Origin of the sequence: Sulfitobacter sp. UBA1132, from assembly GCF_002311545.1 — a bacterium.
GTDB classification, from domain to species: Bacteria; Pseudomonadota; Alphaproteobacteria; order Rhodobacterales; family Rhodobacteraceae; genus Sulfitobacter; species Sulfitobacter pontiacus.
In genome coordinates this window covers 1-12,039 of the sequence record NZ_DCAN01000010.1, presented here as the reverse complement: position 1 = coordinate 12,039, position 12,039 = coordinate 1, and the positions used below count along the sequence as shown (strand labels likewise).

Genomic DNA, 12,039 nt, shown 5'->3' with positions numbered 1-12,039 from the left:
AGCACGAAGGCTGCGGTGGTGCCAGATAAACTTGGCGTCAGCCGGTGTAGGTCCAATCGATCCAGCGACCGTGGAAATCGACCCGCGCCAAGGGCAGGGTGATGTCACCGGGCCAGAGCCTGAGCGTCAGCGCTGCCCCCTTGAGGCCCGATCCGTCCTGCTCCATCGACAGCCATGCCAGCGGGCGGTTGCGCGTGGCGCGTTTGCCAGCAGCCTCGATCAACGCCTTGCCACGGGCCTGTGCCGCTTTGGGGAAATACTGCCACGCGACGGTGTGCTGGATCAGGTGCAGGCACCCTTCGGGGGATTGGGGCAGGGTGCGGGCCAGCCAGTCAATCGCATCGCCGCGTTGCACCTGCGCCGTCATGACAGAGGCCGCGGTCCGCGTCAGTGTCAGGCGTTCGGGTTGGTCCGCCCAGATATAGGACATCAGCCGCAACAGGTGGTCGGGCCGCGTCGGGTCCAGCGGGTTCAGATCAACGCCGCGACGTTTTTCGACCTGCGGGTTGATCGCCGGTGGCAGTTTGCCGGTCCAGTCAGGCGACAGCAGGATCGTGGACATGTTCGACCCGAAGCGATGCCCCTCGATCTCGAGCACGAAGTGGTCCCACATCAGGTTGAGCCCACCGCTGGCCCCAAGTTCGGACAGGCGGATCGGCAGGTTGAAATGCTGCGCCGCGACGCGGGCCCCGGCGATCAACGCGGCAGAGCGGCGGACCTCGTTGGTTTGCGGTGCGCTGTCGGTCCAATCAAGCAAGAAGGCTTCATGCGTGGTGATCGCGTCGCGCACGGCCTCTGACAGGGCTTGGTCGCTCGCCTTGTGCGGGGGGTAAACGGCCATCAGCGCAGGCGCTTTGCGTTTCAGCACCAGCGCATGCAGCCCGCCCGCGATGCGCAGGGGAAGGGACGCGCCCGACGGGCCGATATCCCCTTTGAACGCCGCAAATTTACGGCCAAGGGCTGTGTCGGCGGGCCAGTCCCGTGCCAGCACGCCCATCAACTGCCCCATGAAGGGAGACCCAAGTGCGATGCAATGCCCGGCTTGCTCTTCAAAGGCGGCTTGCAGTGTCACTTGAACCGGTCCAACAGTTTTTGCATGGCGCTACGATCGTCGGTCTGGGGGGCAGGCTCTGCCTTGGGCGGCGTTGGGGCCGGCTGCGCGGGCTTTGGCGCAGCGGCTTGAGCTTTGGCCGCAGTGCCCGCGGGTTTCTTGGTGCCCGTGCCGGATCGTGGCGGGGCAACACGCAGGGCCACGGCGTTCATGAACTTGGCCGTATCGCCGCGCGCCAGGTCCGCAGCACCGTCGCTGATCCCGCGCAATACGTCGTCCAGCCACGCCTGCTCTGCCTTGGCAAAGTCGCGCAGGACATAGCCCGGTACGGCGTCCTTATGCCCCGGATGGCCTACGCCAAGGCGCACACGGTCATAGTCGGGACCGATATGCGCATGGATCGACCGCAAGCCATTGTGCCCCGCATGCCCGCCGCCGGTCTTGCATTTTACCTTGCCGGGGGCGAGGTCGATTTCGTCGTGCAAAACGATCACATCTGCCGGTTCAAGCTTGTGAAACCGCATGGCCGATTGCACCGACTGACCAGAGTTGTTCATGAATGTCTCGGGCTTGAGCAATACAACGCGGTCCGCGCCAAAACGCCCTTCGACCGTTAGCCCGTTGTGCTTGGTCTTCCATCCGGCAAAGCCGTGGTCCTGCGCGATGCGGTCCAGCGCCATAAAGCCGATGTTATGCCGGTTGCCCGCGTATTTGGCACCCGGATTGCCAAGCCCTACGATCAGTTTCATGCGGACCTCTTCAATTGGATAAAAACGTTTGTTTGGCCAAGGATAGCAGACCGCGGGGCCAAACGAAATAACGCCCCAACGAAAAACGGGGCCGCCCATGGCGACCCCGTCTCGACCCATCCGCGCCCGCAGGCGCGACGGATATATCGGTATCAGTCTTCTTTGACTTCTGTTGCGGGCACTTCGTCTGCTGCAACATCTTCGTCTTCATCATCGTCCTGGCTGGCCAGACCGGAAGGCGCGGAAATCTGCGCGATCACGAAGTCACGGTCGATGACCGGCTTGGTGCCGTTTGGCAGCTTCACGCTCGAGATGGTGAGGCTGTCGCCGATTTCCAGTTCGGAAACGTCGATTGTGATGTGATCAGGGATATCGCCTGCGGTCACAACCAGTTCGACTTCGGGACGAACCAGCGTCAGAACGCCACCTTTTTTCAGGCCGGGGCTGACTTCTTCGCCTTCGACTTCAACCTGGATGAAGAGGTTGATTTTGGTGGTGCGCTTCAAACGCATCAGGTCGACGTGCGTTGGCAGGTCTTTAACAACGTGACGCTGAACGTCGCGGCAGATGACGCGGACGTCTTCTTGGCCTTCAACCTTGAGGTTGAACAGGGTCGCCTTGAAGCGGCCTGCGCGCAGTTTGGTCAGCAGCTTGTTAAAGTCCAGGTTGATCGGCAGCGGATCAAGGTCACCACCGAATACGATACCAGGAACCATGCCATCGCGGCGTGCCTGACGAGCGGCGCCCTTGCCTGTCCCCGTGCGTTCGAAAGCTTCAAGATCAGGAATCTCTCCAGCCATTGTAATCTCCAATATGTTTAGGGCGGACATCCTCCAAGGCTGTATGTCCGCGTGAAGCCGCGCGTATAGACGGGTTTGGGCGTTTGGGAAAGACTAAAACGCCGCTTTTGCGCAAGTTGGCCTTGGTTTGCGACCTATGCGGGGCGGGGCAGGGGCTGCGCGCAGGGTTTTCGCCCGCCCTGACATATCAGCCAAGGCGGGCGTATCATGCGAAGAAGGCGCAGGGTCAGGGCTGCCAGTCGCCTTCAAAACCTTTTGGAATAAGCAGGTTATGCTTGCCCAAACCCGCAACAGAGGTTTCACCGCAAAGCGCCATGGACAGGTCGAGCTCCTTGTGGATGACCTCCAGCGCCGAGGTAACCCCGGCCTGACCCATCGCACCAAGCCCGTAGATGAAGGCGCGCCCGATATAGGTGCCTTTGGCCCCCATCGCCATCGCCTTGAGCACGTCCTGACCGGACCTGATTCCACTGTCCAGATGGACTTCGATCTGGTCGCCCACGGCCTCCAGGATCGACGGCAGCGCCCGGATAGAGCTGATCGCCCCGTCCAGCTGGCGCCCGCCGTGGTTGCTGACGATGATCGCATCCGCCCCGACTTTCAGCGCCATCCGCGCATCGTCGGCGTCAAGAATACCCTTGAGGATGACCTTGCCGCCCCATTGCTCTTTCAGCTTGGCGATCTTGCCCCAGTCGAGGGTGGGGTCGAATTGCTCTGCCGTCCATGCGCCGAGGTTGGCGGTGTCGTCGACGCCGTGCACATGGCCCACGATATTGCCAAAGCTGCGCCGCTTGGCCCCCATCATGCCGATACCCCAGCTCCATTTGGTTGCCAGATTGGCGAGCGTTTTGGCGGTCAGCTTAGGCGGGGCAGAGAGGCCGTTCTTCAGATCCTTGTGGCGCTGGCCGAGGATTTGCAGATCAAGCGTGATGACAAGGGCCGAGCATTTGGCATCCTTGGCGCGCTGGATCAGGCGGGCAACGTAGTCTTCGTCGCGCATGGTATATAGCTGGAACCAGAAGGGTTTCGTCGTCGCCTCTGCCACATCCTCGATTGAATTGATGGACATGGTCGACAGGGTGAAGGGCACGCCAAAGGCTTCGGCGGCGCGGGCAGCTTTGATCTCTCCGTCGGCGTGCTGCATGCCGGTCAGCCCGACTGGGGCCAGCGCCACAGGCATCGCCACATCCTGCCCGATCATCTGCGTCTTGGTGCTGCGCCCGCTCATATCCACGGCGACGCGCTGGCGCAGGCGGATCTGTTCAAAATCGGTCGTGTTCTCGCGAAAGGTCTGCTCTGTCCAGCTGCCCGATTCCGCGTAGTCATAGAACATCCGCGGCACGCGGCGTTCATGCAGGCGCTTGAGGTCGTCGATGGTGGTGATCACGGGCATGGTGGCAAGTTCCTATGTATTGGTCAGATGATCTAACCAATACGGCCCGTTGAAATCAATTGCTTTACGCCACGACATCGGGTGGCGGGCAGGGCACTTATGCCCGATGCGCACCATCCGACAAGGTTTTGACAAAGGTTAGCACGTCTTCGACAGGCAACCCGTCCGCAATTTTGGAGACAATGGCAGAGCCGACAACAACCCCATCAGCAACGCCTGCAATGGCTTCGGCCTTGGCGGGAGTGTTCACGCCGAACCCGACAATCACGGGCAGGCCGCTGGCCTTCTGGATGCGCTCAACCTCGGGGGCGACATCGCCCGCATCCGCTTCGGCAGAGCCGGTGATGCCGGTGATCGACACGTAATACACAAAGCCCGAGGTGTTCTGCACAACCCGCGGCAGGCGTTTGTCATCGGTCGTAGGGGTCGCAAGGCGGATGAAGTTCATACCGGCAGCTTGCGCGGGCAGGCAGAGTTCTGGGTCTTCTTCCGGTGGCAGGTCCACGACGATCAATCCGTCCACGCCGGCCTTCTTGGCCGCCTCAAGGAATGTATCCACGCCTTTGGAATAGATTGGGTTGTAATAGCCCATCAGCACGATCGGCGTCGTGTCATCCTGTTCGCGGAACGCCGCGGCAAGCGCCAGCGTCTTGTCCAGCGTCATCCCGCCTTCAAGCGCGCGCTGCCCCGCCAACTGAATGGCAGAGCCATCGGCCATCGGATCGGTAAACGGCAGCCCCAGTTCAATAATATCGACGCCCGCGCCAGGCAGGCCGCGCACCACCTCAAGCGACGTGTCAAAGTCGGGATCGCCTGCCATCACATAGGCGACAAAGGCTTTCTTGCCTTGGGATTTGAGGTCAGCGAATTTGGCGTCGATACGTGTCATGAGGGCGGCCTTTTTACGTTACCCTGCTGCAATGCCGAATATATCACGGGAAATCAATCCAACTCCGCCGGTGGGCTTGGGCGATTTTCCGAAAAACAGGTGCCAAGGGCGTTGGATTTATGCAGGTGTGCATCACATAGTCCTTTAAATCCCGCCGCCGGTGCCTACATTTATCGCATGAATTATGTACTCGCCCTGCTGTTGCCGCCGCTTTCCATCCTGCTGACAGGACGGATCTTCACGGCGATTATCGTCTTCCTGATCTGGATCCCGGCCGTGATCTTTTCGGGCGGGTTGACCCATCCGATGTTCATCGTGCTCGCATGGATCCTGATTTACCAGACGCACGAGGACCGACGCCTGCGCTAAGACTTGCGCAAAGGCGGCCAAAACCCTAGGACAACGCCAACTTATAAAGGATGCTTGTCATGGGCTTTAAGATGGGAATCGTGGGTCTGCCGAATGTCGGCAAGTCGACCCTCTTCAACGCGCTGACCAAAACAGCGGCAGCGCAGGCGGCCAATTTTCCGTTCTGCACAATCGAACCGAACGTCGGTGAAGTCGCGGTGCCGGATTCGCGGCTGGATAAGCTCGCGGCGATTGCGGGCTCCAAGCAGATTATCCCGACGCGGATGACCTTTGTGGATATCGCAGGCTTGGTCAAAGGCGCATCCAAAGGCGAAGGCCTCGGCAACCAGTTCCTGGCCAATATCCGCGAGACGGACGCGATCGCCCATGTGCTGCGCTGCTTCGAAGACGGCGATGTGACCCACGTCGAAGGGCGCGTGGACCCCGTGGCCGACGCCGAGACCATCGATACAGAACTTATGCTTGCCGATCTGGAAAGCATCGAAAAACGCCGCGCCGGTCTGGTCCGCAAGATCAAGGGCAACGATAAAGACGCAGCGCAGCAAGATCGCCTGCTAGCCGCCGCGCAAGAGGCGATCGAGAACGGCAAGCCCGCGCGCACCGTCGAGGTTGACGCGGATGACGCAAAAGCCTGGCGCATGCTGCAATTGCTGACGACCAAGCCCGTGCTCTATGTCTGCAACGTCGGTGAATCCGAAGCGGCCGAGGGCAATGCCCTTTCTGCCAAAGTCGCGGAAATGGCTGCGGCGCAGGGCAATAGCCACGTCGTGATCTCTGCCCAGATCGAGGAGGAAATCAGCCAGCTGGAGCCCGAAGAGGCCAGCATGTTCCTGGACGAGATGGGGCTAGAGGAAGCCGGGCTTGATCGGTTGATCCGCGCGGGCTACGAGCTGCTGCACCTTGAGACATACTTCACCGTCGGCCCGAAAGAGGCCCGCGCCTGGACGATCAAGGCTGGCACCTCTGCGCCGAAAGCCGCTGGCGTGATCCACGGTGATTTTGAAAAAGGCTTCATCCGCGCCGAAACCATCGCCTATGACGATTTCGTGGCCTTGGGCGGTGAAGGCCCCGCCAAGGAAGCCGGCAAGATGCGCGCCGAGGGCAAAAGCTACACCGTCAAAGACGGCGACGTGCTGCACTTCCTGTTCAACACCTGATCCAATCCGGCGGGCCGCTTTCCAGGCGGCCCGCCGATCTGGCGCGTGAGCGGCACCTCCCGCTGCCATCGCGCCACTTCTCTGCTCGCCTCCCCCCTCGACCCACGAATGCCCCCGGCCAGCGCCGCGCGCATAGCGCCGCAAGCCGTATCCCGCCCCCGATATCCTCCGCTATCCCCGCGATCCCGACATTCCCGGTATTTTCTGAGATTATCGCTTGTGCCCCATGCGTTTTCTTGGATATACGCGTCGACGGAGACGTGGCCGAGTGGTCGAAGGCGCTCCCCTGCTAAGGGTCGAGCGGATCCGGCAATACCACTTACAAATCAACACCTTAGCGCGTTTTAAAATCACGCTTGCACGGATTTTGCACGGGTGCCCGACAGTTGCACGGTTTCGCCCCCCAAATCTCCCCAATGCCAGCCTAAAACGCAAAAAAGCCCCGCATCCTTTCCGGATCGGGGCTTTTTGCCGTTGGATCCCGACCCTAGCCTTGCGCGCGAAAGATGATCCGCGCGCCGTGCTGGAATGTCAAAAGCATGCCCGGTTCGACGTTCTCGGCCGCCTTGTCAAATTCCGGCTTGCCAAGCGCAAAGCTGGCAAACGTCTCCTCGCGCACAATCCTATCCTGCGCGTTTCGCCAGATCAGCCGGTGATCGACGTGGAAATTTCCTATGGTATTTCCTGAGTTTGAAAGAATCGTGTTAATATGTGCCAGCCTAGCATATTCGATATGCCCGCTGTCTTTGGTACTATTGTGCGTATATTTTTCTACTTGCCTTGTTTTGACCAATCAAGGATGCGTGCCACTTCCACTACTTAACATCGGTCCGCACGAATTCTACATCGTCTGCAAAAGTATGAAGTGCGGTTTCGAGACGGGAATTTACATTGCTCCGCAGCGTGTGCATTTCTTTCGCTATGATCGATACTGCTGAGAGCCTTTTAATCTGCGGCTTCTTTTCATCCAAGGCTGTATTTAGTTGAGCTAAAATATGATCTTGGGCATCTTCGATGCCATCTGCCCAATCAGTGCCATCGGCGAACTGACTATTGTTCGCATCGGCTAGGGAGTCATAAACTGAACCCAAGGCAGAGGCGGTTTCCGAGTTTAACCTACGAAGATCGTCGCGATGCTCATCTAGAGGTATGTGTGTGTTAGCAAGAGCTGCAAAGCTCTTAGCTAATCGTTGAATATCTGAAAGCGTAGAACGCACTGGGTCTCTAACCAAGGTCCGGAACTCTTCTAACCTTATCACACGCTTTTTGTGGCGCGCGTCTAGTGCCTGAATCTTGTCTCGGTTATCTTTTGCATCGATCGCCACATTTTTAGAGTGGCGATAGTTTATGCAAGTAAATATGAGGTTTACGATCGCTGCAAATGCGAGCAACCAAAGCCTCCAGTCCGTTTGAATAGCGGATACCGCCGCTTCCGATGTCTCGCTCAAACCAACTATTACCCTAGCACAGATCCGCGAACTGTACGTACACGTTCAACGCCGCGCATGACTTGCTCCATTACGCTCGGAGAGGCATGGAAGTGGTACTTTTCAAGAAAGTTTTGCCCGGCCTTTTTGACAGATTCAGCGAACATGCCTTGGAAAAACGATACTGTAATGGCGTCGACGTCGTCCGGAACATGTACCTCAACGACCTCAGAACCGTCATCCAGCTTCGACAGCTTAAACATGTCGCGAGCAGCAAGGCCACGCTCATGACCTGTCAGGTTTCGCACACGTCCATCGTCGGTCAAAGTGATCAAATTAATCATTGGCATCATTCTTTCCACCACCCATCACTTGGGCATAGTAGCTATCATCGAGTTCAAACCCGATGCTGATTGCAGTACCCGGTAAGTCTGTACTCAGATCGTAAACATATTCTGTATCGGGCGCACTATTATTATCGTTGCTTTCATTGCACCACAATACCCTAGGTTTATCGTCTCCACCTTCTCTTACACCCTGTATATAGGGGTGACGCAGCTGAATGCACGATTTCCCTGACACAATTGTGATGCGCGGGAGACGGCTCGAATCAGATGTTGCGCCCAAGATGTTCACCAAGTCTATCATCTCTTGGAGGCCATAACCTCCCCTATCTTCTTTTTCAGCGCTAGCGACACAGGTTATGGTGTCTTGGAGCGCGGCTAGAGTTCGAAGCGTTTCTGTGGACTGTGGAGCTCCAATTTTTTTCATTCGGGCGATGTACCGATCAAGCAAATCGCGCGTATCTTGTGTCGCACGTAACAGGCTTTCTGAAAAGGTATCGCCCAAATTTACGATGCCTATGTAGACTTGCAGTCGCCACTCGTTTGTTGCCTCGACCTTTCGCCGGACCATACAGCCAGATACCGACCATGTACCATCCATGCGAGTACCATCGCTATGCCTCTCCGCGTTTTCTAACAGCTCCCCCAGAATGTTCTTTATCCAGGCGGTGCCATTTTCGGATAGTTCCATTCCTACTTCATGCAACCACTCATCTACGGACATGCAGAATTCGTCATTCGCAACTTCGCGTCTTTGGACATCGGTAAAGGATGCTTTGGAAACCGTGGATCCGGCCGTTCGCCGTCGGCATAGGGGGAAAGCCCAAACGTCCTCGAGGTCTGTTACGGCGTTCACACTTATCCCCATGGCTTGCGGGATTCCTAAGCCGAAAAGTACTTTTTGCAGGGGCTTGTTCATTTTACCCCCTTCAAAAACTGGGATCATGTGCTGCCAGAATTCCATCAGCAACATAAATGGTGAAACGTCGAGGCAATAATTGTCTTCGAAGTTAATTTTGACACCAACTGACTTTGCTTCCTCTGTGGCTATGAGCCGTAGGTTTGCTAGGGTCCTTTCCGGATCATCTAGTAGAGAAAAATTTTCTAGAGAAAGCGTTACGTCGCTTGAGTCGGCACGATCTCTTAATTTTGTCCATCCATTTGGCTTAGTTCGCTCAGGGTACAAGCGATCCAATATTACTGAGCTACGTGGACCGCGCATGAGTAAAACCCGCTGGTCACGTGATATTTTCGGTCGCTTGCTATATGGCTTTAGCCGTTTGCGGACCACTGCGTTTAGTGCGCGTTTAGAACGTTGTTTGGCATTGCCCTGTAGTCCTGCGATAAGCCAATCTTTCGCTATGCGTTTGCGCTCTTGGGCCATCTTCTGTTTGGTCAGGCGCTGCTCCTTCCCTTTGGGGGTGTCCGGATCAGATCGACTTTGAATATAGTTCAATAATTCTGTAATATTGGACAAGAAACGCACTCTGCTTATAAATTCGTCTCGGAGTGCACGGCTGCATCCACAACTTAACGGTGTGAGTTTATTGCGGTTATGCTTGGGGTTGTCTAGAGCTGGGATAGGTGTCGGTCGTCTACATGAGACAATCTTTCAGTTAGCCTCTACTATACGAGGCCCCCATTTTTGCCCATACAGTACGAAACTTAGCTAGGGCGGGAGTGAATAGATTGGGTGAAGCCTTTAAGCATTTGCTTGCATTCATAAAATCTGACCTTCGAGTTTTGGCAATCGTTTCGATATCCACTGGGGCAGCCCGATTATTTCTGTCGCGGGAACCTGATCTCGCCGAGGGTTTGCCTACCTGGGTCGCACCAAGTCTTTTCTTGTTTTTTATACTGTCATTGAGTGCATTCTCCGTGGCTCTAACTTTGAATTTGTTGACATATGTTTGGCAAAAATTGGGCATGCCAACAGCGGTAAATCTTGTTGCGATCCGTCGGCGAAGAGCGACTAAACGCGTTCTATTACGTTTGGGCATCTGGGAGCTTTTGGTAGTCTCAATAGCTATCGCAAAGACTGATCGGGCATTGCATCTAAACCCTGACAGCCCGGTCGCAATTTCACTCATCCGAGGCAACATTATTCGAAGAAGTTATTCGAGTATGTATGCGCACTCCAACGTCTCTAGCTTTGAAATAAACCCCGAGGCTTGGCAGCTAATGCTCGGTATGGAAGAGTTTGACATAGAGGATGTGCAACAATTTTTGCGTATTGAGCGCATGAAATATGATTTTGATATGTTGTTGGGCATCTTACCCCAAAAACATCCAGCATCGCTGAGACGATCAAAACAAAAAAAGTAGCATGTTGAAAGCTCAACATGGTTTCGAATGACCGTGCACGGGGGAAATGATTAGTTACTAGCCAAAATGATTAGTTTTGGTGGTGCTATCTAATTGGCGATGTATAGCTTAGGTGGTTTTATTTGATGCTTTTCATCGGTCGCTGATCCAATTCCAAATGTAGTGAAATCCCAACCTCTGCGGCGTAGCCGACTGGCCAAGTCCGCCGGTGCGATCTTGCGATAGCGCTGGGCCATATCCGCCTTTTGCCATCCTCCGAGGTCGAGCAGTCCGCCGAAATCTTTTGTCTGCGCATAAAACCATGTTGCCCATGTGTGGCGCAATACATGGGGCGTGACTTCTTTCGGATCTAGGCCGGCCGCTTCGCACGCATTGGTGAACGCGCCCGAGATCTGGCCGCCGCCATTGGAGCGCATCACATAGGCTTTGCCCCGTGGCGTTCGGCAAATTGGGCCATCATTTGGCAGGGGCTGCGCGCGCACTAGCTCGAGTGCGCGATCGGGGAGCTGGATCATGCGCGGCCGGCCGTTCTTTGTGTCTGGTAGCCATGCCTCGCCGGTGGCGGGGTAGAAATGCCGCATCTGGACTGTGAGCGCCTCTGCGCTTCTGCAGCCGCCCCCAAGCATGAAGCCGATCGCGGGCAGGATGTGAGGTGCAGCGGCCGAGATCAGTGCCTCGGCTTCCTCGGGGGTCAGCCATCGGGTGCGGATGTTATCGCCTTTGCGCCGCTTTAGTTTGCGGGGCGTCGCTAAGCCTTCTTCTGCAGCCATGTTGATCACGGCCGAAACTGGTGTGATTAGCTGGCGGTTGATGGTCGAGTTTGCAGAGGTTGGATAGAGTTTTGATGCCGCCGCATTCATCGCGGCATTGTCAATTTGGGCGAGCATTGTGTCTGGCCCAAAATAATTTAAGATAGGCAAGAGAAATCGAGCCTCGCCGCCGGCCTTCATGTAGGCCAGTGCAGCTTCGGCAAAGGTTAGGGTTTGGGCTTTGCCATACGCACCACGCTCGAGGATCTCTGCCTCGCGCCTGATCCGGATCGCGTCTGCTTGCGCTGCGATGCTTGTGCCAGTGCTTTCGTAAATGCGCTGTCATTGAACGGTGCCGCGGATGTAGTAGTTTCCTTTTCCGTTTCGTCTGAATTTCTTGAGCGGCATTGCGTTCTCTCTTCTGTCAGGGCGGCAAGCAATGCTGCCGGGCGATATGATGTGCCCCTAGTTTCCTAAACGGCTGCCTCGATAATTTTCTTCTGTTCTGTTTCATAGTCAACTGGCGACAGCATGGCATTGTTTGCGTGATTGCGTGTCGGGTTGTTAAACACCTCGATGGAATCGAACACGTCCTGCCTTGCCGCGTTTCAGGTGACGTATGTACGCCGCCCGATCGTCTCCCGTTTCAATAGCTGGAAGAAGCTCTCTGCGACGGAGTCGTCATAACAATTGCCACGGCGGCTCATACTGGCATCTAAATGGTGTTTGCCGAGGAATGATTGCCACTCCTTGAAAGTTAACTGGGCGGATTCAACCGGTCGTCGC

The 12,039-nt window shown here is 56.3% G+C and carries 13 protein-coding genes and 1 pseudogene; 3 read left to right on the top strand and 11 right to left on the bottom strand.

Annotated features, from left to right (window positions below; genetic code table 11):
- Positions 1-37 precede the first annotated feature (37 nt).
- From B4F27_RS06730 to trpA, 5 genes are all read right to left on the bottom strand, one after another.
- The gene (locus B4F27_RS06730; RefSeq protein WP_286759230.1) at positions 38-1,072 is read right to left on the bottom strand and encodes a DUF2332 domain-containing protein; all 1,035 of its coding nucleotides are present in this window, start codon (positions 1,070-1,072) and stop codon (positions 38-40) included.
- Positions 1,069-1,800, bottom strand: a complete 732-nt coding sequence (gene pth / locus B4F27_RS06725) for an aminoacyl-tRNA hydrolase (RefSeq protein WP_286759229.1) — start codon at positions 1,798-1,800, stop codon at positions 1,069-1,071. Before pth ends, B4F27_RS06730 begins: the two co-directional genes overlap by 4 nt.
- A 152-nt stretch (positions 1,801-1,952) precedes the next feature.
- Positions 1,953-2,600, bottom strand: coding sequence for a 50S ribosomal protein L25/general stress protein Ctc (locus tag B4F27_RS06720; RefSeq protein ID WP_005851594.1), 648 nt, complete (start codon positions 2,598-2,600; stop codon positions 1,953-1,955).
- A 226-nt stretch (positions 2,601-2,826) separates the two neighbouring features.
- On the bottom strand, positions 2,827-3,993 hold the full coding sequence (locus tag B4F27_RS06715; RefSeq protein WP_009826077.1) for an alpha-hydroxy acid oxidase: 1,167 nt from the start codon (positions 3,991-3,993) through the stop codon (positions 2,827-2,829).
- A 97-nt stretch (positions 3,994-4,090) separates the two neighbouring features.
- The gene (trpA, locus tag B4F27_RS06710) at positions 4,091-4,882 is read right to left on the bottom strand and encodes a tryptophan synthase subunit alpha (protein WP_286759228.1); all 792 of its coding nucleotides are present in this window, start codon (positions 4,880-4,882) and stop codon (positions 4,091-4,093) included.
- Between the two features lie 177 nt (positions 4,883-5,059).
- On the opposite strand from trpA, the gene B4F27_RS06705 reads away from it, so the two are divergent.
- A complete protein-coding gene (locus B4F27_RS06705; protein WP_005851599.1) occupies positions 5,060-5,251 on the top strand; it encodes a hypothetical protein in 192 nt (63 codons plus the stop codon).
- 59 nt (positions 5,252-5,310) lie between these two features.
- Positions 5,311-6,408 carry a redox-regulated ATPase YchF gene (gene ychF, locus B4F27_RS06700; protein WP_005851601.1) on the top strand — a complete coding sequence of 366 codons (1,098 nt, stop codon included), beginning with the start codon at positions 5,311-5,313 and terminating at the stop codon, positions 6,406-6,408.
- A gap of 487 nt (positions 6,409-6,895) precedes the next feature.
- Here ychF and B4F27_RS06695 read toward each other — a convergent pair whose 3' ends face one another.
- The 4 genes from B4F27_RS06695 to B4F27_RS06680 form a co-directional block, all read right to left on the bottom strand.
- A complete protein-coding gene (locus B4F27_RS06695; protein ID WP_286759227.1) occupies positions 6,896-7,027 on the bottom strand; it encodes a hypothetical protein in 132 nt (43 codons plus the stop codon).
- Between the two features lie 196 nt (positions 7,028-7,223).
- Positions 7,224-7,856 (bottom strand): hypothetical protein, encoded by a 633-nt coding sequence (locus tag B4F27_RS06690; protein WP_286759226.1) that lies wholly within the window; start codon positions 7,854-7,856, stop codon positions 7,224-7,226.
- A gap of 8 nt (positions 7,857-7,864) precedes the next feature.
- Positions 7,865-8,179: a hypothetical protein gene (locus B4F27_RS06685; protein WP_286759225.1), complete on the bottom strand. Its 315-nt coding sequence runs from the start codon at positions 8,177-8,179 to the stop codon at positions 7,865-7,867.
- Positions 8,172-9,656: a hypothetical protein gene (locus B4F27_RS06680; RefSeq protein ID WP_286759224.1), complete on the bottom strand. Its 1,485-nt coding sequence runs from the start codon at positions 9,654-9,656 to the stop codon at positions 8,172-8,174. Before B4F27_RS06680 ends, B4F27_RS06685 begins: the two co-directional genes overlap by 8 nt.
- A 212-nt stretch (positions 9,657-9,868) precedes the next feature.
- On the opposite strand from B4F27_RS06680, the gene B4F27_RS06675 reads away from it, so the two are divergent.
- The gene (locus tag B4F27_RS06675) at positions 9,869-10,504 is read left to right on the top strand and encodes a super-infection exclusion protein B (RefSeq protein WP_286759223.1); all 636 of its coding nucleotides are present in this window, start codon (positions 9,869-9,871) and stop codon (positions 10,502-10,504) included.
- A gap of 89 nt (positions 10,505-10,593) precedes the next feature.
- On the opposite strand, the gene B4F27_RS06670 is transcribed toward B4F27_RS06675, so the two are convergent.
- Positions 10,594-11,391 (bottom strand): tyrosine-type recombinase/integrase, encoded by a 798-nt coding sequence (locus tag B4F27_RS06670; RefSeq protein ID WP_286759222.1) that lies wholly within the window; start codon positions 11,389-11,391, stop codon positions 10,594-10,596.
- 335 nt (positions 11,392-11,726) lie between these two features.
- Positions 11,727-12,039, bottom strand: a pseudogene (locus B4F27_RS06665) (IS3 family transposase); the annotation flags it as partial.

Coding starts and splice junctions, on each gene's coding strand:
- B4F27_RS06670 (WP_286759222.1), bottom strand. CDS start 11,391: ATGCTCGCCCAAATTGACAATGCCGCGATGAATGCGGCGGCATCAAAA.
- trpA (WP_286759228.1), bottom strand. CDS start 4,882: ATGACACGTATCGACGCCAAATTCGCTGACCTCAAATCCCAAGGCAAG.
- B4F27_RS06705 (WP_005851599.1), top strand. CDS start 5,060: ATGAATTATGTACTCGCCCTGCTGTTGCCGCCGCTTTCCATCCTGCTG.
- ychF (WP_005851601.1), top strand. CDS start 5,311: ATGGGCTTTAAGATGGGAATCGTGGGTCTGCCGAATGTCGGCAAGTCG.
- pth (WP_286759229.1), bottom strand. CDS start 1,800: ATGAAACTGATCGTAGGGCTTGGCAATCCGGGTGCCAAATACGCGGGC.
- B4F27_RS06720 (WP_005851594.1), bottom strand. CDS start 2,600: ATGGCTGGAGAGATTCCTGATCTTGAAGCTTTCGAACGCACGGGGACA.
- B4F27_RS06685 (WP_286759225.1), bottom strand. CDS start 8,179: ATGATTAATTTGATCACTTTGACCGACGATGGACGTGTGCGAAACCTG.
- B4F27_RS06715 (WP_009826077.1), bottom strand. CDS start 3,993: ATGCCCGTGATCACCACCATCGACGACCTCAAGCGCCTGCATGAACGC.